25 protein-coding genes and 2 pseudogenes are annotated in these 22,437 nt (G+C 64.8%); 13 read left to right on the forward strand and 14 right to left on the reverse strand.

The genetic code is table 11. The annotated features are described in order from the left end of the window. Nucleotides 1–56: 56 nt before the first annotated feature. Together pth and ychF are read left to right on the forward strand one after the other, a co-directional pair. Nucleotides 57–662, forward strand: a complete 606-nt coding sequence (pth, locus tag ACTGJ9_RS10610) for an aminoacyl-tRNA hydrolase (protein ID WP_456677019.1) — start codon at nt 57–59, stop codon at nt 660–662. A 5-nt stretch (nt 663–667) separates the two neighbouring features. Then, nucleotides 668–1,766 (forward strand): annotated as a pseudogene (ychF, locus tag ACTGJ9_RS10615) (redox-regulated ATPase YchF). Between the two features lie 18 nt (nt 1,767–1,784). Here the strand turns inward: ychF and ACTGJ9_RS10620 are convergent. Beyond that, nucleotides 1,785–2,081 (reverse strand): DUF4282 domain-containing protein, encoded by a 297-nt coding sequence (locus ACTGJ9_RS10620; RefSeq protein WP_369721030.1) that lies wholly within the window; start codon nt 2,079–2,081, stop codon nt 1,785–1,787. 159 nt (nt 2,082–2,240) lie between these two features. On the opposite strand from ACTGJ9_RS10620, the gene ACTGJ9_RS10625 reads away from it, so the two are divergent. From ACTGJ9_RS10625 to ACTGJ9_RS10635, 3 genes are all read left to right on the forward strand, one after another. Beyond that, nucleotides 2,241–2,693, forward strand: a complete 453-nt coding sequence (locus ACTGJ9_RS10625; RefSeq protein ID WP_456677020.1) for a MaoC family dehydratase — start codon at nt 2,241–2,243, stop codon at nt 2,691–2,693. Then, nucleotides 2,693–3,172 (forward strand): MaoC family dehydratase, encoded by a 480-nt coding sequence (locus ACTGJ9_RS10630; protein WP_456677021.1) that lies wholly within the window; start codon nt 2,693–2,695, stop codon nt 3,170–3,172. Before ACTGJ9_RS10625 ends, ACTGJ9_RS10630 begins: the two co-directional genes overlap by 1 nt. Before the next feature lie 201 nt (nt 3,173–3,373). After that, nucleotides 3,374–3,520 carry a hypothetical protein gene (locus tag ACTGJ9_RS10635; RefSeq protein WP_164938884.1) on the forward strand — a complete coding sequence of 49 codons (147 nt, stop codon included), beginning with the start codon at nt 3,374–3,376 and terminating at the stop codon, nt 3,518–3,520. A 65-nt stretch (nt 3,521–3,585) separates the two neighbouring features. On the opposite strand, the gene ACTGJ9_RS10640 is transcribed toward ACTGJ9_RS10635, so the two are convergent. The 4 genes from ACTGJ9_RS10640 to ACTGJ9_RS10655 all read right to left on the reverse strand — a co-directional run bounded on the left by ACTGJ9_RS10640 (nt 3,586) and on the right by ACTGJ9_RS10655 (nt 6,179). Then, on the reverse strand, nt 3,586–3,723 hold the full coding sequence (locus ACTGJ9_RS10640) for a hypothetical protein (RefSeq protein ID WP_187437467.1): 138 nt from the start codon (nt 3,721–3,723) through the stop codon (nt 3,586–3,588). 298 nt (nt 3,724–4,021) lie between these two features. Continuing rightward, nucleotides 4,022–4,444, reverse strand: a complete 423-nt coding sequence (locus ACTGJ9_RS10645) for a hypothetical protein (RefSeq protein WP_456677022.1) — start codon at nt 4,442–4,444, stop codon at nt 4,022–4,024. Nucleotides 4,445–4,616: 172 nt separating this feature from the next. Next, on the reverse strand, nt 4,617–5,525 hold the full coding sequence (locus ACTGJ9_RS10650; protein WP_456677023.1) for a hypothetical protein: 909 nt from the start codon (nt 5,523–5,525) through the stop codon (nt 4,617–4,619). Nucleotides 5,526–5,738: 213 nt separating this feature from the next. Next, nucleotides 5,739–6,179: a nuclear transport factor 2 family protein gene (locus ACTGJ9_RS10655; RefSeq protein ID WP_456677024.1), complete on the reverse strand. Its 441-nt coding sequence runs from the start codon at nt 6,177–6,179 to the stop codon at nt 5,739–5,741. A 274-nt stretch (nt 6,180–6,453) separates the two neighbouring features. On the opposite strand from ACTGJ9_RS10655, the gene ACTGJ9_RS10660 reads away from it, so the two are divergent. Further along, nucleotides 6,454–6,693 (forward strand): hypothetical protein, encoded by a 240-nt coding sequence (locus ACTGJ9_RS10660; protein WP_456677025.1) that lies wholly within the window; start codon nt 6,454–6,456, stop codon nt 6,691–6,693. 102 nt (nt 6,694–6,795) lie between these two features. Here the strand turns inward: ACTGJ9_RS10660 and uvrB are convergent, their stop codons facing one another. From uvrB to ACTGJ9_RS10680, 4 genes are all read right to left on the reverse strand, one after another. Then, entirely contained in the window at nt 6,796–9,771 is a 2,976-nt protein-coding gene (uvrB, locus tag ACTGJ9_RS10665) for an excinuclease ABC subunit UvrB (RefSeq protein ID WP_456677026.1), read from the reverse strand. Between the two features lie 108 nt (nt 9,772–9,879). Then, the gene (locus ACTGJ9_RS10670) at nt 9,880–10,110 is read right to left on the reverse strand and encodes a hypothetical protein (protein ID WP_456677027.1); all 231 of its coding nucleotides are present in this window, start codon (nt 10,108–10,110) and stop codon (nt 9,880–9,882) included. Nucleotides 10,111–10,170: 60 nt separating this feature from the next. After that, on the reverse strand, nt 10,171–10,398 hold the full coding sequence (locus ACTGJ9_RS10675) for a hypothetical protein (RefSeq protein WP_456677028.1): 228 nt from the start codon (nt 10,396–10,398) through the stop codon (nt 10,171–10,173). A gap of 110 nt (nt 10,399–10,508) precedes the next feature. After that, nucleotides 10,509–11,423, reverse strand: a complete 915-nt coding sequence (locus tag ACTGJ9_RS10680) for a LysR substrate-binding domain-containing protein (RefSeq protein WP_456677029.1) — start codon at nt 11,421–11,423, stop codon at nt 10,509–10,511. A 314-nt stretch (nt 11,424–11,737) separates the two neighbouring features. Here ACTGJ9_RS10680 and ACTGJ9_RS10685 point away from each other — a divergent pair, with 314 nt between their 5' ends. Continuing rightward, nucleotides 11,738–12,517 carry a TSUP family transporter gene (locus tag ACTGJ9_RS10685; RefSeq protein ID WP_456677030.1) on the forward strand — a complete coding sequence of 260 codons (780 nt, stop codon included), beginning with the start codon at nt 11,738–11,740 and terminating at the stop codon, nt 12,515–12,517. Further along, nucleotides 12,514–12,744: a hypothetical protein gene (locus ACTGJ9_RS10690; RefSeq protein ID WP_148751146.1), complete on the forward strand. Its 231-nt coding sequence runs from the start codon at nt 12,514–12,516 to the stop codon at nt 12,742–12,744. The genes ACTGJ9_RS10685 and ACTGJ9_RS10690 overlap by 4 nt, the downstream gene beginning before the upstream one ends. A gap of 35 nt (nt 12,745–12,779) precedes the next feature. On the opposite strand, the gene ACTGJ9_RS10695 is transcribed toward ACTGJ9_RS10690, so the two are convergent. Together ACTGJ9_RS10695 and ACTGJ9_RS10700 are read right to left on the reverse strand one after the other, a co-directional pair. Continuing rightward, entirely contained in the window at nt 12,780–13,391 is a 612-nt protein-coding gene (locus tag ACTGJ9_RS10695) for an SCO family protein (protein WP_456677031.1), read from the reverse strand. After that, nucleotides 13,391–14,505 (reverse strand): annotated as a pseudogene (locus tag ACTGJ9_RS10700) (MBL fold metallo-hydrolase). Before ACTGJ9_RS10700 ends, ACTGJ9_RS10695 begins: the two are co-directional and overlap by 1 nt. A 201-nt stretch (nt 14,506–14,706) precedes the next feature. Here ACTGJ9_RS10700 and ACTGJ9_RS10705 point away from each other — a divergent pair. Both ACTGJ9_RS10705 and ACTGJ9_RS10710 read left to right on the forward strand, forming a co-directional pair. Continuing rightward, entirely contained in the window at nt 14,707–15,414 is a 708-nt protein-coding gene (locus tag ACTGJ9_RS10705) for a glutathione binding-like protein (RefSeq protein WP_456677032.1), read from the forward strand. 188 nt (nt 15,415–15,602) lie between these two features. Beyond that, the gene (locus ACTGJ9_RS10710) at nt 15,603–16,298 is read left to right on the forward strand and encodes a glutathione S-transferase family protein (protein WP_456677033.1); all 696 of its coding nucleotides are present in this window, start codon (nt 15,603–15,605) and stop codon (nt 16,296–16,298) included. Nucleotides 16,299–16,358: 60 nt separating this feature from the next. On the opposite strand, the gene ACTGJ9_RS10715 is transcribed toward ACTGJ9_RS10710, so the two are convergent. After that, entirely contained in the window at nt 16,359–17,183 is an 825-nt protein-coding gene (locus tag ACTGJ9_RS10715) for an outer membrane protein (RefSeq protein ID WP_456677034.1), read from the reverse strand. A 167-nt stretch (nt 17,184–17,350) separates the two neighbouring features. Further along, nucleotides 17,351–17,548 (reverse strand): cysteine-rich CWC family protein, encoded by a 198-nt coding sequence (locus ACTGJ9_RS10720; protein ID WP_456677035.1) that lies wholly within the window; start codon nt 17,546–17,548, stop codon nt 17,351–17,353. A gap of 114 nt (nt 17,549–17,662) precedes the next feature. Here ACTGJ9_RS10720 and ACTGJ9_RS10725 point away from each other — a divergent pair, with 114 nt between their 5' ends. The 3 genes from ACTGJ9_RS10725 (at nt 17,663) to ACTGJ9_RS10735 (ending at nt 21,276) form a co-directional block, all read left to right on the forward strand. After that, a complete protein-coding gene (locus ACTGJ9_RS10725) occupies nt 17,663–19,219 on the forward strand; it encodes a DUF1800 domain-containing protein (protein WP_456677036.1) in 1,557 nt (518 codons plus the stop codon). A gap of 2 nt (nt 19,220–19,221) precedes the next feature. Next, complete coding sequence (locus ACTGJ9_RS10730) at nt 19,222–20,439, forward strand: DUF1501 domain-containing protein (RefSeq protein WP_456678495.1); 1,218 nt, start codon at nt 19,222–19,224, stop codon at nt 20,437–20,439. Between the two features lie 513 nt (nt 20,440–20,952). After that, complete coding sequence (locus ACTGJ9_RS10735) at nt 20,953–21,276, forward strand: antibiotic biosynthesis monooxygenase family protein (RefSeq protein WP_456677037.1); 324 nt, start codon at nt 20,953–20,955, stop codon at nt 21,274–21,276. 17 nt (nt 21,277–21,293) lie between these two features. On the opposite strand, the gene ACTGJ9_RS10740 is transcribed toward ACTGJ9_RS10735, so the two are convergent. Then, complete coding sequence (locus ACTGJ9_RS10740) at nt 21,294–22,235, reverse strand: aldo/keto reductase (RefSeq protein ID WP_456677038.1); 942 nt, start codon at nt 22,233–22,235, stop codon at nt 21,294–21,296. Between the last annotated feature and the right edge of the window lie 202 nt (nt 22,236–22,437).

The following is a 22,437-nucleotide window of genomic DNA, read 5'->3' on the forward strand; positions in this document are numbered from 1 at the left end:
TCTCAAAGCTGGCGCGCGGTCTCTGATCGCGCGCCGAGCGAAGGACGCGCCGCGTCATGCGACTCTTTGTTGGGCTCGGCAATCCCGGCGCGAAATACGCACGTAACCGGCACAATATCGGCTTCATGGCCGTCGACGAGATTGCGCGGCGTCATGGTTTCGCACCATGGCGCCGTCGTTTTCAGGGCGAGATCTCGGAAGGCACGCTCGGCACCGAGCGCGTGATCCTGCTCAAGCCGACGACGTATATGAACGACTCCGGCCGCAGCGTTCAGGAGGCGGCAAGCTTCTTCAAGATCGCGCCGGGCGACACCACAGTGTTTCACGACGAGCTCGAACTGCCGCCGGGCAAGGTGCGGGTGAAGATCGGCGGCGGCATCGCCGGGCATAACGGCCTGCGCTCGATCTCGGCGCATATCGGCAACGAGTATCGCCGTGTCAGGCTCGGCATCGGTCATCCCGGCGTCAAGGAGATGGTGCACGGCCATGTGCTGTCGGACTTCGCCAAGGCCGACAACGACTGGGTGACGACGCTCTGCGACGCGGTGGCCGAGCATGCCGCACTGATCGTCAAGGGCACGGACGCGACCTTCGCCAACAGGGTGCATCTCGCGATGCAGGCGAAGGGATTTTTGACCAAGGACGAGAACGGCAAGGAATAACGCTCGTGGGATTCAAATGCGGAATCGTCGGATTGCCCAATGTCGGCAAGTCGACCTTGTTCAATGCGCTGACCGAGACGGCCGCGGCGCAGGCCGCGAACTATCCGTTCTGCACCATCGAACCCAATGTCGGTGAGGTCGCCGTGCCCGATCCGCGGCTCGACAAGCTGTCGGCGATCGCCAAATCGGCGCAGATCATTCCGACCCGGCTGACCTTCGTCGACATCGCCGGCCTCGTGCGCGGCGCCTCCAAGGGCGAAGGCCTCGGCAATCAGTTCCTCGCCAACATCCGCGAGGTCGACGCCATCGTGCATGTCGTGCGCTGCTTCGAGGATTCCGACATCACCCATGTCGAGGGCAAGATTGCCCCGCTCGCCGACATCGAGACCATCGAGACCGAGCTGATGCTCGCCGATCTCGACAGCCTCGAGAAGCGCGTCGACAACCTCTCGAAGAAGGCCAAGGGCAACGACAAGGACGCCAAGGAACAGCTCGACCTCGTCAACCGCACGCTGGTGCTGCTGCGCGAAGGCAAGCCCGCGCGCCTCGTCGAGCGCAAGCCCGAGGAGGAGCGCGCCTTCGGCATGCTCGGCCTGCTGTCGTCCAAGCCGGTGCTCTACGTCTGCAACGTCGAGGAAGGCTCGGCTGCCACCGGCAACGGCTTCTCCAGGGCCGTCGAAGAGCAGGCAGCGAAAGAGGCCGCCATCGCCGTCGTCATCTCCGCCAAGATCGAGATCCGAGATCGCCACCATCTCGCGTGAAGAGCGAGCCGACTTCCTGGAGACGCTGGGTCTGGAAGAGGCCGGCCTCGACCGCCTGATCCGCGCCGGCTACCGGCTGCTCGACCTCATCACCTATTTCACCGTGGGGCCGAAGGAAGCACGCGCCTGGACTATCCATCGCGGCACCAAGGCGCCGGGCGCCGCCGGTGTGATCCATACCGATTTCGAGAAGGGCTTCATCCGCGCCGAGACGATTGCGTATGAGGACTACGTCGCGCTGAACGGTGAAGCCGGCGCCCGCGATGCCGGCAAGCTGCGGCTCGAAGGCAAGGAATACGTCGTCGCCGACGGCGACGTGATGCATTTCCGGTTTAATACGTAAGGCGCGGAGAGAGGCGCCTCACCGCACCCCGCCGCCCTGATCCCGGATCGCGCCGAGATGCTCGTTGATGCGGAACACGATCAGGATCAATTCCGCGGCGATGCGCGAGAACACGATTCCGACGACGACACCCGCAATCGATTCCAGCACGACCAGGAAGCCGGCGAACGGGCTGATCGCCATCGCGCTGAGGCCGGCAAAAATTCCGGAGAGTCCGAACAGGCAGATCACGCCGATCACCAGCCAATAGAAGGTCTTGATGATCGTCGGCGTGATGAAGCGGTCCCATTGAAACAGGTCGCTGAATGAAAACATCTCTCTCCCCCGGGCAAATGGCGTCCCCGGCTGCGTCAATCCGACAATGAGGCAGGTCCGGCCCGACTCGCCGAATGTAGCACGAGCCATGCGGGCCGGCGGGTTGAGATTGCCGCAAAGTGCGGCCACAATCTGTCATTCCCGCAAAGCTTTCCCAAGATGACCCTGACCTTCGAAGATTTCCCGACCGGCCGCTACGGAACGTTCGGCCCGCGCCACGTCACCCGCGACGAGATCCTGGCTTTCGCCGCCGAGTTCGATCCGCAGCCGATGCATCTGGACGAGGAGGCCGCCAGCAAGAGCATGCTGCGCGGCCTGTCGGGCTCGGGCTGGCACCTCTGCTCGCTGATGATGCGGATGATGGCCGACGGTTTTATTACCCGCGCCGCCTCGCTCGGATCTCCCGGCGTCGATGAGGTGCGCTGGCTGTCTCCTTTGAGGCCCGGCGACGACCTCATGCTCGACGTCGACGTGGTGGAAGCCCGGACCTCGAAGAGCAGGCCGGACCTCGGCATCGTCAAGTTCAAATGCACGATGCGCAACGCCAGGGGCGAAGCGCTGTGCGAGATGACCTCGCCGATCCTGATCGAGCGGCGCGCGGGGGCGGTCTGATGCGGTTCTTCGAAGAAATCGAGATCGGCCATCGCCGCGACATCGGTGCCTACACTTTCACGGCGGAGTCCATCAAGGCGTTCGCGGCGAAATTCGATCCGCAGCGTTTCCACCTCGACGAGGAGGAAGGCAAGAACTCGCTGTTCGGCGGGCTCGCGGCATCGGGCTGGCATGTCGGCTCGGCCTGCATGAGCCTGCTGGTCGCCGACGGCCAGCGCCTGGCGCGTGAAGCCGCAGCGCGTGGCGAGGAGGTCGCGGCGTGGGGGCCGTCACCGGGCTTTCGCGACCTGCGCTGGATCAAGCCGGTGCTGGCCGGCGACACCATCAGCTATTCCAACGTCGTCATCGACAAGCGTATCTCCGCCTCGCGCCCCGGCTGGGGCATCCTCACCGCGCGCACCACCGGCACCAACCAGCGTGGCGAAGAGGTCTATTCCATCACCGCCAGCGCCTTCGTTCCGATGCGGAACGGCGGTTAGACCAGTTCCAGGATGAACGGCCGAAATCGGCGAGCGAGTGTTGCCCGCGCGCTATGGACGCGATTCCGGGCTACTGCCATAAGCCTCGGCGAGATGGCGGGTCCTTGCGAAGCCGTGACCGGAACCATCGAGTTGCTAACCAATTATGAACCTGTCGCTGTCTATTTGAACGAACTGGGCAGAGGACAGGGGACGAGCACAATGGCAGACCGCGGCGCACTCAAGCTGGTTGGATTTATCTTCGCGACCGCGACGCTCGCCGTGATGCTGGTTGCCGGCATGGTGGTGAAGGGCTACGCCGACGGTGCCTATACTCTGGAAGCCTCGACGGTCGACGCGAGCCGTTAAGAGCTCGTTAACTCCGCGGGGCCACCAAGTGGCCTCAGCGCGGGGCCGCGACGCGGCCTCCACTCTCAGCGGCTATAGACGAACGCTAAAATCGCGATCGCAACCGCCAGCAGCCCGACAAAGCGCAGCATGATGGTCCCGAACTGGTTCGGCGCGGGCCGCAGCGGTATCGGGTCCGTGTTGTCGGGCCGAATGCTTTCCATCTGAAAATGTCCCCGAGGCCCGGTCGTAGGCGGCACGGGCGCTTGGCATTGGTCGCGGGGGACGAGCGCAGGGTTCAAGGTGTTTGAGCCGCATTCTCCGCCGTCATGCCCGCGAAGGCGGGGCATCCAGTATGCCGCGGCAGACATTGGGTTCGACAACTTCGGCCACGGAGTACCGGATCACCCGCTTTCGCGGGTGATGACACCTTTCATGCGAGTGCGCATCCATGACGCCCCACGATCAAAACCGCCGCGCCCCTTCCGGAACGCGGCGGCCGGTGATGCCTGATGCTTGCGATCAGCTGTTGCGCAGGCCGTCGGCGGCGCGCTTCCACTGCGCGACATTGTCGGCGATCATGCGGGTCGACTTCATCGCGGCTTGGCTGAGCTGGGCGTAGCCCGAGATCTCGCGCTGGACGCGCTGGCCTTCGGCATGGAGCAGGTCGCGCAGGCTCTCGAGCTCGGAGATCAGATTCTCGATCTCGGCGAGCGAGGTGCCGGCGACGCGCTGGATCAGCGAGTTGACGTTGGTGACGGTGGCCTCCGCGCTCGCATCGAGCGGCGGCGCGTCCGTGCTGGTTGCGGCCGGCCGGCGCAGATAGGCAATGTCGTTGCGGACGAAATCGCGGATGCCGGCTTCGACTTCCGTCACGGCGGCGAGGTTGGTGTCGACCGTCTCGGTCTCGGTGGTCTCGGTCTTTTCCGGACGCATGGCGTTCATCGTTATTCCCCTGTTCGCGTTGAGCGCAGCGCGAGTGTCCCCCGCACGACGATGGGTGTCAGGTCGGCGCATCAGGGCGTCCGATTTTGACCGCAACGGGGCCGAGATGCGGCAAGGGCGGACCATTCGGGGGTTTTGCCGTGGCGCATGGTTACGAGTTTCCAAAGAAGGCTCACCAGCTCTTCTTGAAGCCCGCGGTCAGGCTCTTGTTGATCGCGCCTTGCGAGGTTTCGCCGACCGAGCCTGACACGGTGACGTTGTCGAACAGCTTCTGCTCGGCGCCGAACTTGCGCAGCCATTTGTCGTCGGTGGTCGACATGGTCTGGCCGGCGGTGATGCTGGTTCCGGTGTCGGTGATCTCGACCTTGGCGGACTGGTCGGTCTCGTAATTGCGGGTGACGCGGCCGCCGACCCCGGGCAGGGCCGTGGTGCCTTGTTGGTTGACGCTGTAGCCGTTCTGGAGCGTCAGCGAATAATCGCCCGACAGCGGCACCGATTTGACGAGCGAGGCGCCAAGCTTGCTCTGCTCGGCGCCGGGATCCACGCGGGCTTCGACCGCGGTCTTGTCCCAGACCGGGCCCGCGCCCGGCGCGGTCGCGGTGGCCCAGGCACTGCCGGAGGATTGCGGCAGGCTGCCGCCGTTGGCGGCCTTCTCCGCCATCAGCTCCGACATCGTGGTCGGCTCTTTGGCCACCGTCATGTCGGCGCCGATCCGGGTGTCCCAGAACGAGGACACCGCCTGCTTCACGGTCACGGCCGAGGAGCCGTTCGCGTTCGCGTTGGACGACCAGTTGATGCCGCTATTGGCGGCGGCCTGCGCGCGCTTCTTGGCGGCGATGAGGTCGTTGAGCGTGCCGGCGTCGATGGCGAGCTGGCTCCAGTCGAGCTTGTCGACGTCGATGCCTTTGAGCACGTCGGGATCGGCGGTCTCGGCGGCGTCGGCCTCCTCGTCAGGCGCGGTCGCGGCGGGGGCAGGGGAGAAGGGCGGAATGAACTGTGCCGGGGCTGTTAGAACCGAGCCGAAAATGAACGCGGCCGCCAGCGGCAGCCGGATCCAGCCAAAACCTGTCGAGAATTCCATTACCTTGCCCGCGAGCCCAGTTCGTGTGCAGGATGCGGCGCTATCGTCGCAAAATTGTGGCGCCAAGAATGGCGAACCAACGGGCCGCGCACAAGACGCGCGCGCCCGATGACGAGCATCTCCACGATGGCGCCCGGCGGGGCTGGAGGCCAGAACGCGTCGCGGGAGCATCAATCGATCGGTCCCGAATTGCGGAGCCCGTTGGTGTCCCCCTCAGCCGACGCTGGTCATCTTCGGCAGATGAATGGCGCGGCCGAGTGCCTGTTCGACCAGGTCGAAAGTGTCGATCAGCACGCGCATGCTGATGAGCCGGTCTGCCCTGAACTGGGCGAATTGCGCGACGCGCAAGCTGATCGGCTTGTCGGAATCCAGCGCGGTGAGCGAATAACGCAGCATCGAGGAGGCGGAATCGACCCCCAGCATGATGCTCTCGCGCTCGAACCGGCGGACGCGGAAATTGTCCGCGAGCTGGCGGATGACCTGGAGCACGGCCGCCTTGCCCTGGCGCGCGCCGAGGAACGGAAACATGTCGATCGGGCCGTAGATCGCCCACTCGACGTCCTCGTCGATCAGGGCCCCGATGTCCTCGAAATGCCGGTCGTTGATCGCGCGGTGCAACGCACGCGAGAAACGCCAGAGACTGTGCTCTGTCATTTTGGGCCGTCCTGAAACTGGCTTGCAGAAAAACGGAAAACAACCCCATGCACCGTAAGGCGCGAGGCGGCCGCTTAATTCATTCGTGTACAAACAAAATAATCGTGATCTGCGAAAATGCAAATCACGATTTTGCAATGCACAATTGAGCGCAGATTGTGAGATTTACAATAGAACCCCGTAATCTTACCGGAATCGGGTCGGTCCTCGCGTCGGGAACCTCAGCCCGCCACGCCAGTTGAGACGGCAGATACCGCATCCGGAGACATCGTTCATGAAATCCCCGCTCATCGCCATCACTGCCGCGCTCCTCGTGCTCGGCGCAAGCTCCGGCGCCAATGCCAAGGGCTGCATCAAGGGCGCCGTGGTCGGCGGCGTCGCCGGTCATTATGCCGGTCATCACGGCGTGCTCGGCGCCGCCGCGGGTTGCCTCTACGGCCGCCATCGCGCCAACGAGCAAGAGAAGCAGCAGCAACAGCAGCAGAGCCAGGCGAACGGGCAGGGCAAGCTGTAGGGATCACTCCATCGGCGCCTGCGGTGCGCTTCTTCCACCGCGAGATAGTCGCGCCGGCACAACGCGCTCGAACGCCGACAAGCGCGGACGATATTCTGCCGCCTACCTCTTCTTCCACCCACCCCTGTGTCCCGGCATCCCGCCCGTCGACTTCGGCGCCGGCCCAAACTCCGGTCCGGACTGCCGTGAATCCGTCGGCTGGATGATCCGGCTGGTGCTACCGAACGGCTTTGCGGGCAGGCTCTGGTTCTCGCGGTAGGGCAACGACTCCGGGCCGTGCATCTCGTCGAGATGCGGCTTGTGCACCTTCGAACCAGCGCCAGCGCCGCTTGCCTTCAGCGCGGAGCTCACAGTCTTTTTCTTCATCGCGCTGACGGGGAGATTGGCGGCGTCGCCGTATTTCTTCGCTCCGGCATAGGCGCCGGCCTTGCCGGCCACGGTGCGCTGCTTGACGGTGGGGTCGTCGACCACTGCGAGTTCGGTGGCGCGCAGGCGCTTGACTTCATCGCGCAGGCGCGCGGCTTCCTCGAAGTTCAGATCGGCGGCGGCCTCGCGCATGCGGGTCTCGAGATCGGCGAGCACGGCCTCAAAATTGTGGCCGATCGAGATGACGTCGTCGGTCATGTCGTGACCGCCGACCTCGACCAGCACGTGGTCGCGCTCGTAGACCGAGTTGAGGATGTCGCCGATGTTCTTCTTCACGCTCTCCGGCGTGATGCCGTGCTCCGTGTTGTACTCGACCTGCTTCTCGCGGCGGCGGTTGGTCTCGGCGATGGCGCGCTCCATCGATCCGGTCATCTGGTCGGCATAGAGGATCACCTTGCCGTCGACGTTGCGCGCGGCGCGGCCGATGGTCTGAATCAAGGATGTTTCGCTGCGCAGAAATCCTTCCTTGTCGGCGTCGAGAATGGCGACCAGCGCGCATTCGGGAATGTCGAGGCCCTCGCGCAAGAGGTTGATGCCGACCAGCGCGTCGAAAGCACCGAGCCTGAGATCGCGGATGATTTCGATCCGCTCGATGGTGTCGATGTCAGAGTGCATGTAGCGGACGCGAATGCCCTGCTCATGCAGATATTCGGTGAGGTCCTCCGCCATGCGTTTCGTCAGCACGGTGATCAGCGAGCGATAGCCGGCTTGCGCCGTGGCGCGCACCTCGCCGACGAGATCGTCGACCTGGGTGCGGGCGGGGCGGATGTTGACAGGAGGATCAATCAGGCCGGTCGGGCGAATGACCTGCTCGACGAACACGCCGCCGCTTTCGTTCAGCTCCCAGGCGCTGGGCGTGGCCGAGACCGCGACCGTCTGCGGCCGCATCATGTCCCATTCCTCGAAACGCAGCGGGCGGTTGTCCATGCAGGAGGGCAGGCGGAAGCCGTATTCGGCCAGCGTCGCCTTGCGGCGGAAGTCGCCGCGGAACATGCCGCCGATCTGCGGTACCGTGACGTGGCTTTCGTCGGCGAACACCAGCGCATTGTCGGGGACGTATTCGAACAGCGTCGGCGGCGGCTCGCCGGGCAGCCGGCCGGTGAGATAGCGCGAATAGTTCTCGATGCCGGCGCAGCTCCCCGTCGCCTCCATCATCTCGAGATCGAAGGTGGTGCGCTGCTCCAGCCGCTGCGCCTCCAGCAGGCGGCCCTGGTCGTGCAGCTGGTCGAGCCGTTGTTTCAGCTCGGCCTTGATCGACTTGATCGCCTGCACCAGCGTCGGACGCGGCGTCACATAGTGCGAGTTGGCGTACATCTTGATGAATTCGAGCTCGTCCTGCTTGTGGCCGGTGAGCGGATCGAACTCCTCGATGTTCTCGATGGTGTCGCCGAACAGGTTGACGCGCCAGGCCCGGTCCTCATAGTGCGCCGGGAAGATGTCGATGACATCGCCGCGCACGCGAAACGTGCCGCGGGTGAAATCGGCTTGCGTCCGCTTGTACTGGAGCGCGACGAGATCGGCGATGAGCTGGCGCTGGTCGATACGCTCGCCCTTCTTCAGCGCAAAGGTCATCGCGGTGTAGGTCTCGACCGAGCCGATACCGTAGATGCACGAGACCGAGGCGACGATGATGACGTCGTCGCGTTCGAGCAGCGCGCGCGTCGCCGAGTGGCGCATGCGGTCGATCTGCTCGTTGATCGAGGAGTCCTTCTCGATATAGGTGTCGGTGCGCGGAACGTAGGCTTCCGGCTGGTAGTAATCGTAATACGAGACGAAATACTCGACCGCGTTGTCGGGGAAGAAGCTCTTGAACTCGCCATAGAGCTGGGCGGCGAGCGTCTTGTTCGGCGCCAGGATGATGGCTGGCCGCTGCGTCGCCTCGATCACCTTGGCCATGGTGTAGGTCTTGCCCGAGCCGGTGACGCCAAGCAGCACCTGCGAGCGGTCGTTGCGGTTGATGCCTTCGACCAGTTCGGCGATCGCGGTCGGCTGGTCGCCGCGCGGCTCGTATTCCGACTTGATCTCGAAGCGCACGCCGCCTTCGGACTTTTCCGGTCGCGGCGGCCGGTGCGGGGTCCATACTTTCGTGGAGCCGTCATCCCTGCGGAACTCCGGCCGGCCCTCGCGGATCAGCGATTCCAGCGCTTCCGCGGTCGCCTTGACGCCGAGCGCCTCCATCTTGTTACGCGGCGGGCGCGCCAAGGCCTCGGCGTCGTCCTCCTCGGTGGGAAGGCCGAGCTGGCGGGCCAGTTCCGGATCGAGCGTCGGGATCGTGGCGGCGGTTCCGTAATTGGCCTGCGGCGCCTCTTCAAATGCACCGGCCCCTCTGCTCCCTTCCCCTTTGTGGGGGAGGGTCGGGGAGAGGGGTAAGCCACGAGTCGCGCTGCTCGATGCACTATCCTGCGGAAAGTCCTTCGGCGTCGAGGCGCGCGCCCGATGCGCGGCGGCTTCGCCCCCGGCCCGGCGGTCGCGCGAATTGTCCGGCGGCGGCTGCAGGCCGGTGCCGGAGCCAAGCCCGGCATCGCCGCGATTGATCGCGGGATTGAGCAATTCGGCCAGGGCCGGCCCGATCGGCTGCACGTCGGGCCGATGGGCCTTCGAGTTCGGAGCTTTGGATTTCGGGGATTTTGGGGGAGCAGGTTTCTTCGCCATGAGGCGAATATGGGACGAGTCCGCCGCTCAGAAAAGAGCGAATGCCCGTCCGTGCTCAGGCTGCTGACAGCAGGTTGGCAGCAGCGGCCATCGTTCAGCGATCTCGCTTCACGCCGCCGGCAGCGGTCCTTCGCCGTCCACGACCGTCAGGCGCGGCTCGAGGATGTCGAGATGGATCCCGCCGCAATCGGTGCAGCGCATGGTCCAGTACTCGCACCCGGCGCGGCCGCCGATCACACGGAGCACCGTGAGATCGCCGTCACATTCCGGGCATATCGCCAGCACCTTGCGCGAATAAATTCGCGGCCGCGACGCGTCTTCGACGTCGATGACTGACATGAACCGGTATCCCCCTGTTACGCCACGCTGTCGCTCAGTGCTGTTGCGGTCTCGCCGGGTCTATTCGTCGCTGCTGTCGTCGGCACGCCGGCGGAAGCGGTCGATGTGATGCTTGGCGTCGGCGATCGCGGCGTCGGGATCGGGCCAGGCGAAGCCGACTTCCATGGCCGGAAACAGCACGCCGTCGATGGCAACCGGGCTGAAATCGGCGCGCCGGATCCGCGCGTGCCACAGTCCCTTGCCAGCTTCGAAGGATTCGATGTCAAAGCCGTCGTAAAGGGTCGTCATTGGTAGTCCCCAAATGCTCTCATGTCGGAGGAATAGAGGACCACGTCTGCGGATTTTGGAATGTGAAGCCATTCACAGGCGGCCGGCTTTTTCACCCGAAAGGGTGATGATCAGCCCCGTCCAGCGCCGCGCGCGGACCGCCGCGGCCGGGCCGCGGGTTCCGCCGCCGCGCGCATGATCCAGCGGCGGAACGCGGCGAAGTCACGCTGCTCGGTCTGAAAGCTGCGGTAGAGCAGGTACCAGCGCATGCCCTTGGGCACCGAGAGGTTGAACGGCGCCATCAGGCGTCCGGCGGCGAGGTCGTCGTCGATATAGGGCCGGATGCCCATGGCGATGCCGAGCCCGTCAACGGCGGCCTGGAGCGCCTGGCCGTAAAACTGGAACTCCGGCCCGCGCGCATTGATGCGGGGCACGCCGGCGGCCTTGAGCCAGAGCGGCCAGTCCTCGGTCGAATGCGTGACGCGGATCAGGCTCGGCCCCTTGAGATCGGCGGGACGCTTCAGGCTCGCGGCGAGGCGGGGCACGCAGACCGGCGTGAGGTCGCCGGCGAACAGCGGCTCGGCGACCAGCCCCGGCCAGTCGCCGGTGCCGAGCTTGATGCCGCAGCTCCAGTCCTCGCCGAATGCGACCTCGGCGCCGCCCGTGGTGAAGCGCACCTCGATGTCGGGCTCCTCGCTGCGAAACTCCGACAGCCGCGGGATCAGCCAGCGCATCGCAAAGGTGTGGCCGACGCCGATGGTGAGCACGCGAACGCCGGAGGGCGCCGTGACCTGTGCGGTGAGACTTGCGAGCGCATCGAAGATCGGCGTCAGCCCGCTCTGATAGGCGCGGCCCGCCTGCGTCGTCGCGAGCTTGTTGGCCTTGCGCTCGAACAGCGTGACGCCGAGCCGCTCTTCCAGCAGATGCACCATGCGGCTAACGGCGGCCGCCGACACGCTCAGCTCGACGCCGGCCGCGGCAAAGCTGCCGGTCCGCGCCGCCGCTTCGAATGCCTTGATGCCGTTGAGAAAGAGCAGCCGCCGCAAATCAAGTACCCTCAGGAAAGCTGATGCCAGGCCAAGATAACTCAGTTTGCGAAGGAGGAGCAAGCGAGGCAGAAATACCAGCGTAATTACTGCTGATTTGTTGCCGCGGAGGTGCTGCCCTTCGCGTCTCCCCGCCTGCGGGGAGAGGCCGGAATTTGAGCGAAGCGCAAATTGCGGGTGAGTCTCCGCGCATCCAACTGCTACTTTGATTGCGGATGCAGCCCCTCACCCCACCCTCTCCCCGTAAGAACGGGGCGAGGGAGCGCAGGCAGCGTGGGTTCCTCACTCGACATGTCCACCACCGGAGACCCTCCGTGACGTCCATCATGATCGCTGCCCTTGGATTGCTGATGGTCGCCACCGCGTTCCTGTCGGGGTTGTTCGGCATGGCGGGCGGGCTGGTCCTGATCGGCGTGCTGCTGGCCTTGATGCCGCTGCCGACTGCAATGGTGCTGCATGCGATCACGCAAATGGCCTCGAACGGCTGGCGCGCGCTGCTGTGGCGGGCGCATATCCGCTGGCGGCCGGTCGCGAACTACATGGTCGGGGCTGCCATCGCGCTGGCGGCCTGGTCGCTCACCCGCTACGTGCCGGACAAGCCGATGGCGCTGCTGATGCTTGGCGCAACGCCGTTTATGGCACGGCTGCTGCCCACGAATATCAAGCCCGACCCCGATAGGCTCTGGCAGGGTACCGTCTACGGCACGATCTGCATGGGCCTGATGCTGATGACCGGCGTCTCCGGTCCGCTGCTCGACACCTTCTTTCTCGGCGGCGATTTCGGCCGCCGCGAGAAGGTGGCGATCAAGGCGATGTGCCAGCTCGTCAGTCACTTCACCAAGCTGATCTATTTCGGCGGCGTCATCGACCAGGCCGCGACGCTTGATCCCGTGCTCGCGGGCGTCGCGATCGCAGCCTCGATGCTCGGCACCACGCTGGCGCGGCGCATTCTCGAAGCCATGACCGACCAGCAATTCGTCGCCTGGTCGAACAAGCTGATCAGCACCATCGCCTGCTACTACATCGCCTATGGCGGCTGGCTGCTGGTTCGCACGCCGGTGCTGGCGGCCTTCGACAAGGGAGGTTTGCAATGAGCGAAACCGCGGACCCGCTGGTGCTGGACTTCGTCGAATGGATCGCGCGCGAGCCGCGTGCCTATGCCGAGGTGATCGCGACCTGGAAAACCTCGTGCCCGCGGCTCACCATCTGGGAGGACGCCGCCGATCGCGGTTTCGTCGCGCGCGAGACGCTGCCCGGCATCGGCCTGATCATCGCGGTGACGGAAGACGGCGAAAGGCTGCTGCGAACCAACGGGCGGTGAGAAGACCGAGATCTGTAACATTGCGGCGAGACGGCTTACCGCTCGGCCGTCGCGAGCCGCGGCCGGAGGATTTCGACCATGCGTTCGGCCGATGTGCCCGGCGGGAAAAATCCAAGATATTTCCCGTCGCGATCCATCAGGTAGATATAGGCGGTGTGATCGACCGTGTAGTCATCGGCGTCCTTGCCGGTCGCAACCTTGGCAAAATAGACCTTGTACGCATCCGCCGCTGCTCGGATCGCGTCGAGGTCGCCCGTCAGTCCGATCAGACGCGGATGAAACATCCCCACGTAATCGGCCAGATGCTCTGCGGTGTCACGCTCGGGATCGACGGTGATGAACAGGGGCTGCACCTTGTCGGCGTCGGCTCCCAACAAGTCCAGCGTTTGGGCGATCGCCATCAAATCGGTCGGGCAGACGTCGGGACAATAGGTGAAGCCGAAATAGACCAGCATGAGCTTCCCACGGAAGTCGCGGTCGGTGCGTGCCTTTCCGGTGTGATCGGTGAGCGCGAACGGGCCGCCAACCGGCTCCCTGTTCCACATCAGAATGTCCATGGTCTCCGCGGCCGAGCGTGCAACCGCATGGCCCGCCCAGACCAATGTGAGCGCCAGCCCCAGGCCGAGCCAGCGGGCAGCGCGCAGCATCACAGGCCGAAGCTGAGGCGGCTGCCCGTCGTCGTCACCACCACCTTGTCAGGCATCTGAGCACTCGACTCCTGCACGAAGTTGAGCCCGCTGCAATGCATGGGCACGACGACATCAGGGTTGAGCGCCTTGATCTCGCCGACGACCTGCGTGAGATAGTCCTTCGGCGCCGGCCCGAGATGAAAGCCGCCGACGATGGCATGTACCTTCTGGATGCCGGAGACCTCCTGCGCCTGCTTCACCGAATTGACGATGCCGACATGGCCGCAGGACGAGATGACGACGAGGCCGAGATCCCTGACGTTGAAGCAGGTGGCGTGCTCGTGGATGTGTTCGTCAGGCACGATCTTGCCGTCCATCTCCGCCGGCAGGTAGTGCCCAACACTACAGCCAAGCCCGTCCTTCATGCCGAACTCGACCAGCGTGTTCGGCAACACGCGCTCCGAGCTGCGGCGGGTGATCTTGCCCGTTGTGAAGGCGTGCCCCGCGATCACCGTCGGTGTTTCGCACAGCACGGTCGTTACCTTCTGCGCGGCGAGTTGGCGGCGGTCCAGCGTTCCGAAATCGGAAAACTGTCCTTGCGTCGGCGTCGGGTTGACGCGATGGCGAAATTGTCCTCGCCGCCGGCGTAGAGCTTGACGTCGGGCGGCAGCTTGTCGCGGAACTTGTCGAGAAAGCCATTGAGACCGCCGAAATGGTCGTAATGTCCGTGGCTGACGATCAGCGCGTCGAGCTTTCCGGGATCGACACCGATCAGCGCCATGTTGTTGAGCAGGACCTCGGGCGTATAGCCATAGTCCAGCATCAGCGTGCGCTGGTTGCCGCCGCCCTGCGACTCCAGCCACAGCGACAGACCCCATTCATTGTGCAGCGATCTGCGGAAGTCGGCCGATCGCGCCGCGGGCGCAATGGCGACGCCGTTGATCTTCTTGGGACGGAAAAACAGATCGTAGCTGGAATCGACCAGCACCTGGATCGACAGCTTGTCGACAGTCGGCACCTCGATCGGCGCCGCCCCCGCAATCTCGACACAGGTGAAGGCGTTGGTCGCCGCTGCGCCGGCCAGTGCCGCCGAGCCCAGAAGAAAGTCGCGTCGCGCAATGCTGCTCATCACAAACTCCAATATTCGGTCCTTGAAAATGGCGCGAGCATAGGTCCGATGTGCGACAGGCACAACGCGCGCCGCGGCATTCTGCGGGAATTCCCAATCACTGCGGCGTGACGCCGGTCCGATTGACAGGCGCAGTGAATGGCGCGAGCTTCATGCAGTCGCATCTTCTTGCGAGAGCATCCTTCCAGCCCGGGATATTGAGCCATGATCGACCTGCACTATTGGACGACGCCGAACGGCCACAAGATCACGATCTTTCTCGAGGAGACCGGGCTGAAATACAAGATCATCCCGGTCAACATCGGCAAGGGCGAGCAGTTCACGCCGGAGTTTCTGGCGGTCGCGCCTAACAACCGCATTCCCGCCATCGTCGATCACGAACCAAAAGGGGGAACCCGGCCGCTGGCGCTTTTCAGATCCGGCGCGATCCTGCTGTATCTCGCCGAGAAGACCGGCAAATTTCTCCCAACTGATCTTTACGCGCATTACGACGTCATCCAATGGACGTTCTGGCAGATGGGCGGGCTCGGTCCGATGGCCGGCCAGAACCACCATTTTCGCAACTACGCGCAGGAGAAGATTCCCTACGCGATCGATCGCTACGTCAACGAGACCAACCGTCTCTACGGCGTGCTCAACAAGCGCCTCGCCGATCGCGAATTCGTTGCCGGCGACTATTCGATCGCCGACATGGCGTCCTATCCCTGGGTGGTCGGCTATGCCAACCAGGGCCAGAACATCGACGACTTCCCGCATCTGAAGCGCTGGCTCGAAACGATCCGCGCCCGTCCCGCCACCGAGCGCGCGTATGCGCTGGCAAAGGAAGTCAATCCGAACTTCGGCAAGCCCGCGATCCGCACCGAAGAGGAGCGCAAGATCCTGTTCGGACAGACCGCGTCGGTGGTGCGGTAGGCGCGTTGTACGCAATTTCACGACGTCATTGCGAGCGGAAGCGAAGCAATCCAGAATGGGAGACCCTCGCCCTGAGGAGCGCGCATCTTGCGCGCGTCTCGAAGGGCGAGGCCCGCGATCGGCCTTCATCCTTCGAGACGCGCGTTGCGCGCTCCCCAGCATGAGCATCTGGTAGGTCAGGATTCTCCATGTCAATCAAACTCTACGAACTCGTCGGTACCGACGCCTCGCGCCCCTTCAGCCCTTACTGCTGGCGCACGCGGATGGCGCTGGCGCATAAGGGGTTGACGGCGGAATCATTGCCCTGGCGCTTCACCGAGAAGAGCACGATCGCGCCGCACGGCTCCGAGAAGGTGCCGGTGCTGCTGCATCACGACAAGCCGGTGGTGGATTCCTGGGCGATCGCGAATTATCTCGAAGACCATTTTCCGGATCGTCCGTCGCTGTTCGGCGGCGAGGGCGGCCGCGCCATGGCGCGCATGCTCAACGCGTGGGGCGACATCGCGATCGTCGGCGGCATCTTTCCGCTGATCATCGCCGACATCCCGAAAAACCTCGCCGAGGTCGATGCCGCCTATTTCCGCAAGTCGCGCGAGGCGCGCGTCGGCAAGCGCCTGGAGGAAGTGCAGGCGAGCCGCGACACCGGTATCGTCGCGTTCCGCAAATCGCTGGAGGTGATGCGGCAGACGTTCAAGACGCAGCCCTATCTCGGCGGCAGCGCGCCGAACTATGCCGACTACATCGTGTTCGGCGGTTTTCAGTGGGCGCGTGTGGTGAGCCCGTTCAGGCTGCTCGAAGCGGACGATCCGGTCTATGCCTGGCGCGAAAAGCTGCTCGGTGCGTTCGACGGCATGGCGCGGAAGTCGCCGGGATTTGCGGTGTAACCTATCGCAGGGGGAGTTGGCCGCAGGCGCAGCTCCCCCTGATGCGGAGTGTGGCTTGCGTTAGAACTTGTAGGCGATGCCGAGACGCCCGATGTCGCTGCGCAGCTTGGCCGACACGTTGAAGGTCGCGGTAGGTGCGCCGCCGGTCGTGACGAGGCCGGAGGTGGAGACGGAGCCAAGATCCACGTGCAAATATTCCCCGCTCACCACCCAATGTGGCGCAATCGCATAGTCGATGCCGGCGCCGACCGTCCAGCCGACCCGGGTCTGGTTGGCTGAGGCCGCCTCGAATTCGGAGCCGAGTCCGAGCGGAGAAAAGCCCACATAGGCGTTCGAATATTTGACGTCGCCGATGGCGACACCGCCGGTGGCATAGAACAGCGCCTTGTCGACCGCATAACCGATGCGGGGACGAATGGTTGCGAGCCAGTTGGTCGAGACGGAGGTTGAGAACGCTGCGGCGCCAAAGGGGTAGGTCAGGAACGGATTGCCGGCCGTTGCCGCCGTCTTGTTGAAGTGAAACCACGAAATGTCGCCTTCGAGGCCGGCAACGAAACTGCCCCATTGCTGATTGTAACCGGCCTTGGTGCCGACGATCGCATTGGTGCCCGACAGCCCGGGCGACCCGAGCGCGCTCAGCCCGGGAATATCGGCGGGGAAGTACAGCGGGGCGGGTCCATTCACGATGCTCAGGCTTGGATCAGCCTGGGTCCACCCGGCGCCAGCGGTCGCGCCGACGTAAAATCCCGTCCAGGTGAACGGAGCGACTGTAGGGAGGGCCTTGTAGACCGGAGCCTGCATGTCGGCTGCCGCAGCCGCGGAGACCGACGCCATTCCGCCGATGGCGGCGAAGAGCGCGAGTCGTGAAAAGCAAATTCGTGCCATGGAAGCCCCTCGCCGATAAAACCTGAGGTGGTTCACTAGCAGGGGACCGGCCCATTGGCTGTTCCTGAAATGTCACGCGACGCTCAAGCCGTGGCGTCGAGACCGACATGGTCACGCTCGTGACGACATCGGCAGGATAATATCCGATCGCGATGCGGGCGCGGAAGTCACGCCTCCGCCGCCGCCCTGCGCAAACACTCCCGGCACAGGCAATCCTCGCCCTTGACCGGCATCGGCAGCTTCGCCGTCTCCTCAGCGCACCAGCAATTGCCCGAAAGGTCGCAGCCGAACTCGGTGCCGCAGCGGGAACAGGCGAGGCGGCGCGGGGCCGGTTGCGTGAGCGCGATGTCTTTCGGATTTGTCATGATTTACGCAATAGCTTCGCCGTCATTTTCATGTCGGGTTCATCTCCCGCTGCGCTATATTAGGCGCCGCGCACGTATCAGGAAAGCGGTTGGCACCGCGCGGAGGACAAATCGATGGCCCGCGATTCGCAAGCCGCCCTCGTTGCGCTGAACCGCTTCGGCTTCGGCGCCCGCGGCGGGGCGTCCGGCGATCTCATCAATGCGGCCTCCGATCCCCGCGGATTCGTGAAAGCGGAATTGGCGCGTCCCTCGGGCGTGCTGCTGGAAGCACCGGGCCTGCAATCGACGCCGCAACTCGGCCAGGCCGTGTTTGCCTATCAGGACCAGGTCAAGCAGGCGCGCGAGGCGGCGGCAAAGGCCGGCGCGCCGACTGAAGCGCCGCCGCAGGCGCCGGCCGATCAGAAGCTGCGTCGCAATCTCTCGCTGAACACGGTCGCGACCGAGATCGCCGCGGGCCAGATGGCCGAGGCGAAGCCGGCCGACACAGCCGCGAAGCCAGAGACCATGCAGCCGAACATGGCCGCGCCGCCGCCCGCTAAACCTGCGCCGCAACCGCTCAACGTCATCCAGAAAACCTTTCGCGCCGAGGCGCTGGCGCGGCTGCAACGCGCGATGATGGTCGATTGCGGCTTCACCGAGCGCCTTGTCGTGTTCTGGTCCAATCATTTCTGCATCTCCGCGAACAAGGGCGAGCTGGCGCGGATGTGGGCCGGCGCGTTCGAGCGCGAGGCGATCCGCCCGCACGTGCTCGGGCGTTTCGCCGACATGCTGAAGGCGGTCGAGCAGCATCCGGCGATGCTGTTCTTTCTCGACAACCAGCAATCGCTCGGACCGGATTCGCGCGCGGGCCAGAACCGCAAGCGCGGGCTCAACGAGAACCTCGCGCGCGAGATCATGGAGCTGCATACGCTTGGTGTCGGCGGCGGCTATACGCAGGAGGACGTCACCTCGCTCGCGCGGATCATCACGGGATGGACCTTTGCCGGCCGGCAGGGGCAGCTCGGAGCACCCGGCTCGTTCGTCTTCAACGCCAACGCGCACCAGCCCGGGCCGCAGCAGCTGCTCGGCAAGACCTACGAAGCGACTGGCCTGGCGCAGGGCGAAGCCGCGCTCGCCGACATCGCGCGCCATCCCTCGACCGCGAACTTCATCGCAACCAAATTCGTCCGCCACTTCGTTGCCGATGATCCGCCACAGGCGCTGGTTGCACGTTTGCGCGATGTCTTCGTCAGGACTGACGGCGACCTCAAGGCGCTCGCAACGGCGCTGGTCGATTCCGACGAAGCCTGGACGGCGTCGCTGACCAAGATGCGCTCGCCTTACGATTTCCTGGTCGCGAGCGGCCGGCTGCTCGCACGCGTGCCGGAGGATCCGGGTTTCTATCTCAACAATCTGAATCTGCTCGGCCAACCGCTGTGGACACCGGCCGGACCGAACGGTTTTCCGGACACGTCCGTGGCCTGGGCCGCTCCGGAAGGCATGAAGCTCCGGCTCGACATCGCCTCGCAGATGGGTGCGCGGCTCGGGCCAAACATCGATCCGCTCGATCTTCTTGAATTCGCCGCCGCCGATGCGGCGTCAACCGAAACGCGCAAAACCGTCGAGCGCGCGGAATCGCGCCAGCAGGCGCTGGCGCTGCTGCTGATGTCGCCGGAATTGCAGAGGAGATGATGATGATCGACTGCGTCGAAAACCGGCTCCTCACCTCGCGCCGCGGCCTCCTGCTCGGCGGCGCCTCATTCGCGGCCTGGGCCTATTTGCCGAAATTCGCGCGCGCGGCGGACGGGCGCGACCCCCGGCTGGTCGTGGTGATCCTGCGCGGTGCGCTCGACGGGCTCGCGACCGTCGCGCCGGTCGGCGATCCCGACTATGCCGGCCTGCACGGCTCGATCGCGCTGACGCCGGACGGCGCGCATCCCGCAATCATGCTCGACAGCTTCTTCGCGCTGCATCCGGCGATGCCGGAATTTGCGCGGATGTATCGCGCGCAGCATGCCGCGGTGATTCATGCCGTGGCGACACCTTATCGCGATCGCTCGCATTTCGACGGGCAGGACGTGCTCGAGAGCGGCTATGCCGGTCCGGGCCGCGTGCAATCCGGCTGGCTCAACCGCGCGCTGGAAGCGCTGCCGCGCGGCGAGCGCGTGTCGAGCGGGCTTGCGGTCGGCCCGACCACGCCGCTGGTGCTGCGCGGCAATGCGCCGACGGTCGGCTGGGCTCCGGTCGCGCTGCCGCAGGCCGACGACGACACCGCGATGCGGCTCGTTGATCTCTATCGTCATCGCGATCCCGCTTTGGCCGCGGCGCTGTCGCAAGGTCTCCAGTTGGAAAAGGCCGCGAGCGGCGACGACATGAAGCCGAAGCCCGGCAATCAGGTTGCGCAGATGCGGCAGGTCGCGAGGGGCGCAGCAAAACTGATGGCCGCCGATGACGGTCCGCGCATCGCCGCACTCGCCTTCGACGGCTGGGACACGCATGCCAACGAAGGCGGTCCGGTCGGACGGCTCGCCTTCCTGCTCGGCGGTCTCGATGGTGCGCTCGCCGAATTCGAAAGCGGCCTGGGCGACCGCTGGCGCGACTCTGTTGTTGTCATCGCCACTGAATTCGGCCGTACCGCGCGCATCAACGGCACCGACGGCACCGACCACGGCACCGGCACCATCGCACTGCTCGCCGGCGGCGCGGTGAAGGGCGGCCGCGTCATCTCCGACTGGCCTGGCCTCAAGCCCGCCAACCTCTTTGAGGCCCGCGACCTCAAGCCCACCACCGATCTGCGCTCCGTGATCAAGGGCGTGCTGCAGGGCCAGTTCGGCCTGTCGGATCGCGTGCTGGCCGAGACGGTGTTCCCCGACAGCGCAACCGCCAGGCCAATGAAGGGGCTGGTACTTTAACCTCTCCCCGCCCTTTGCGGGGGAGGTCGGATTACCCCGGGCGATGCGAAGCATCGTCGGACGCAATCCGGGTGAGGGGCAGGGCACAGTGTTGCCGAGATGGTGATCCATACGACTCGCACAATGACAGTGTGCGCATGACGCGCTTCGCTTACAATTCAGACCGAACTCGCGGAGGCAGCCCCTCACCCCACCCTCTCCCCGTAAGAACGGGGCGAGGGAGTGAGAGAGCGGCGCGTCCCTGACTGAGTCCAATCGGAAGGGGTTCGAGGCACACTAAACCTCTCCCCGCTCTTTGCGGGGAGAGGTCGGATCGCATAGCGATCCGGGTGAGGAGCAAGGCACATAGTTTCCCAAAGCAGCGGTCCATCCGACTCGCACAATCACAGTGCGCACGTCACGCACATCGCCTACATTTCACACCGAACTTGCGGAGGTAGCCCCTCACCCCACCCTCTCCCCGGGGCTAGGGAGCGATAGAACGGCGCCTCCTCACTTCAGGAGAAATCATTCATGTACATCGCCATGAACCGCTTCCGCGTCACCAAAGGCTCCGAAGCCGCCTTCGAGCAGGTCTGGCTCTCCCGCGACACGCATCTGGACAAGGTGCCGGGCTTCGTCGAATTCCACCTGCTCAGAGGGCCCGAGCTCGAGGACTACACGCTGTATGCCTCGCACACGGTGTGGGCCAATCACGCGGCGTTCGAGGCCTGGACCAAATCGGAGGCGTTTCGCGCCGCGCATCACAGGGCCGGCGACAACAAGCCGCTCTATCTCGGCCATCCCCAGTTCGAAGGCTTTGAAGTCATTCAGACGGTCGGACGCGGCGCCAAATAGCGCCGCGTTTCAAAACATCAGCCCTTGGTGATCTCATCGATCGCGGCAAGATCGTCCGCGCCGAGCTGCCAGGCGATGGCCTTGACGTTCTGCTCGACCTGCTCGACGCGGGTGGCGCCGGCGATCACGCTCGACACCTGCGGGCGGGCGGCGAGCCAGGAGAAGGCGAGTTCGAGCATCGAATGGCCGCGCGCCTTCGCAAAGGCCTGGAGCTTCTCGACGATGTCCTCGTTGCGCGGCGTGACGTAGCGGTCGCGCAGCGCCGGCGCCTTGCCGAAGCGCGTGTCGGCGGGGGCTGCCGCGCCGCGCTGGTATTTGCCGGTCAACAGGCCGCTCGCCAGCGGGAAGAACGGCAGCAGGCCGAGCTTGTATTCCTGGGCTGCGGGCAGCAGATCCTTCTCGATGTCGCGGACGACGAGGCTGTACTCGTCCTGGGCCGAGACGAAGCGGCCGACGTTCATCGCGCGCGCGGTGAACTCGGCCTCAGCGATGCGCCACGCCGGAAAGTTGGAATGACCGATGTAGCGGACCTTGCCCTGGCGGACGAGATCGTCGAGCGCGCGCAGCGTCTCCTCCAGCGGCGTCAGCGGATCGTAATCATGCTGCTGGTAGAGATCGATGTAATCGGTCTTGAGCCGCGTCAGGCTGGCCTCGACCGCGTTCATGATGTAGCGGCGCGAGGCGCCCTGCTTGGTGCCGTCGGCCGCCATCGGCTTGGAATATTTGGTGGCGAGCACGATGTCCTTGCGGCGGTCGCCGAGCACGGTGCCGAGCACCGTCTCCGAGCCGCCCTGGCCGGCATAGATGTCGGCGGTGTCGAACAGCGTGATGCCGAGATCGATGGCGCGGTGGATCACCTTTCGCGAGGTCTCCAGATCGGTGCGCTGGCCGAAATTGTTGCAGCCGAGCCCGACTGCGGACACGCGCAGGCCGGAACCGCCGAGATTACGAATTTCCATGGGAGATCCTGTCAGAAGAGAGCAGACGCTCATTGTGACTGCGGTGCGACGCAGCGGCAAGCGTCTGCCTGCGTTGCAGCCATGCTGAAAGGAACTGCGGATAAAAAAATGCGGCCCCTGTCAGACGCGGCGACTGACGGGGGACCGCTTGGGCGCTTGATCTGTGACGGGGGGCCTGATCAGACGCAGGCCCAAGCTAGTC

The organism is Bradyrhizobium sp. RDM12 (assembly GCF_051917485.1).
GTDB lineage: Bacteria > Pseudomonadota > Alphaproteobacteria > Rhizobiales > Xanthobacteraceae > Bradyrhizobium.

Coding starts and splice junctions, on each gene's coding strand:
- pth (WP_456677019.1), top strand. CDS start 57: ATGCGACTCTTTGTTGGGCTCGGCAATCCCGGCGCGAAATACGCACGT.
- ACTGJ9_RS10620 (WP_369721030.1), bottom strand. CDS start 2,081: ATGTTTTCATTCAGCGACCTGTTTCAATGGGACCGCTTCATCACGCCG.
- ACTGJ9_RS10625 (WP_456677020.1), top strand. CDS start 2,241: ATGACCCTGACCTTCGAAGATTTCCCGACCGGCCGCTACGGAACGTTC.
- ACTGJ9_RS10630 (WP_456677021.1), top strand. CDS start 2,693: ATGCGGTTCTTCGAAGAAATCGAGATCGGCCATCGCCGCGACATCGGT.
- ACTGJ9_RS10635 (WP_164938884.1), top strand. CDS start 3,374: ATGGCAGACCGCGGCGCACTCAAGCTGGTTGGATTTATCTTCGCGACC.
- ACTGJ9_RS10640 (WP_187437467.1), bottom strand. CDS start 3,723: ATGGAAAGCATTCGGCCCGACAACACGGACCCGATACCGCTGCGGCCC.
- ACTGJ9_RS10645 (WP_456677022.1), bottom strand. CDS start 4,444: ATGAACGCCATGCGTCCGGAAAAGACCGAGACCACCGAGACCGAGACG.
- ACTGJ9_RS10650 (WP_456677023.1), bottom strand. CDS start 5,525: ATGGAATTCTCGACAGGTTTTGGCTGGATCCGGCTGCCGCTGGCGGCC.
- ACTGJ9_RS10655 (WP_456677024.1), bottom strand. CDS start 6,179: ATGACAGAGCACAGTCTCTGGCGTTTCTCGCGTGCGTTGCACCGCGCG.
- ACTGJ9_RS10660 (WP_456677025.1), top strand. CDS start 6,454: ATGAAATCCCCGCTCATCGCCATCACTGCCGCGCTCCTCGTGCTCGGC.
- uvrB (WP_456677026.1), bottom strand. CDS start 9,771: ATGGCGAAGAAACCTGCTCCCCCAAAATCCCCGAAATCCAAAGCTCCG.
- ACTGJ9_RS10670 (WP_456677027.1), bottom strand. CDS start 10,110: ATGTCAGTCATCGACGTCGAAGACGCGTCGCGGCCGCGAATTTATTCG.
- ACTGJ9_RS10675 (WP_456677028.1), bottom strand. CDS start 10,398: ATGACGACCCTTTACGACGGCTTTGACATCGAATCCTTCGAAGCTGGC.
- ACTGJ9_RS10690 (WP_148751146.1), top strand. CDS start 12,514: ATGAGCGAAACCGCGGACCCGCTGGTGCTGGACTTCGTCGAATGGATC.
- ACTGJ9_RS10695 (WP_456677031.1), bottom strand. CDS start 13,391: ATGCTGCGCGCTGCCCGCTGGCTCGGCCTGGGGCTGGCGCTCACATTG.
- ACTGJ9_RS10705 (WP_456677032.1), top strand. CDS start 14,707: ATGATCGACCTGCACTATTGGACGACGCCGAACGGCCACAAGATCACG.
- ACTGJ9_RS10710 (WP_456677033.1), top strand. CDS start 15,603: ATGTCAATCAAACTCTACGAACTCGTCGGTACCGACGCCTCGCGCCCC.
- ACTGJ9_RS10715 (WP_456677034.1), bottom strand. CDS start 17,183: ATGGCACGAATTTGCTTTTCACGACTCGCGCTCTTCGCCGCCATCGGC.
- ACTGJ9_RS10720 (WP_456677035.1), bottom strand. CDS start 17,548: ATGACAAATCCGAAAGACATCGCGCTCACGCAACCGGCCCCGCGCCGC.
- ACTGJ9_RS10725 (WP_456677036.1), top strand. CDS start 17,663: ATGGCCCGCGATTCGCAAGCCGCCCTCGTTGCGCTGAACCGCTTCGGC.
- ACTGJ9_RS10730 (WP_456678495.1), top strand. CDS start 19,222: ATGATCGACTGCGTCGAAAACCGGCTCCTCACCTCGCGCCGCGGCCTC.
- ACTGJ9_RS10735 (WP_456677037.1), top strand. CDS start 20,953: ATGTACATCGCCATGAACCGCTTCCGCGTCACCAAAGGCTCCGAAGCC.
- ACTGJ9_RS10740 (WP_456677038.1), bottom strand. CDS start 22,235: ATGGAAATTCGTAATCTCGGCGGTTCCGGCCTGCGCGTGTCCGCAGTC.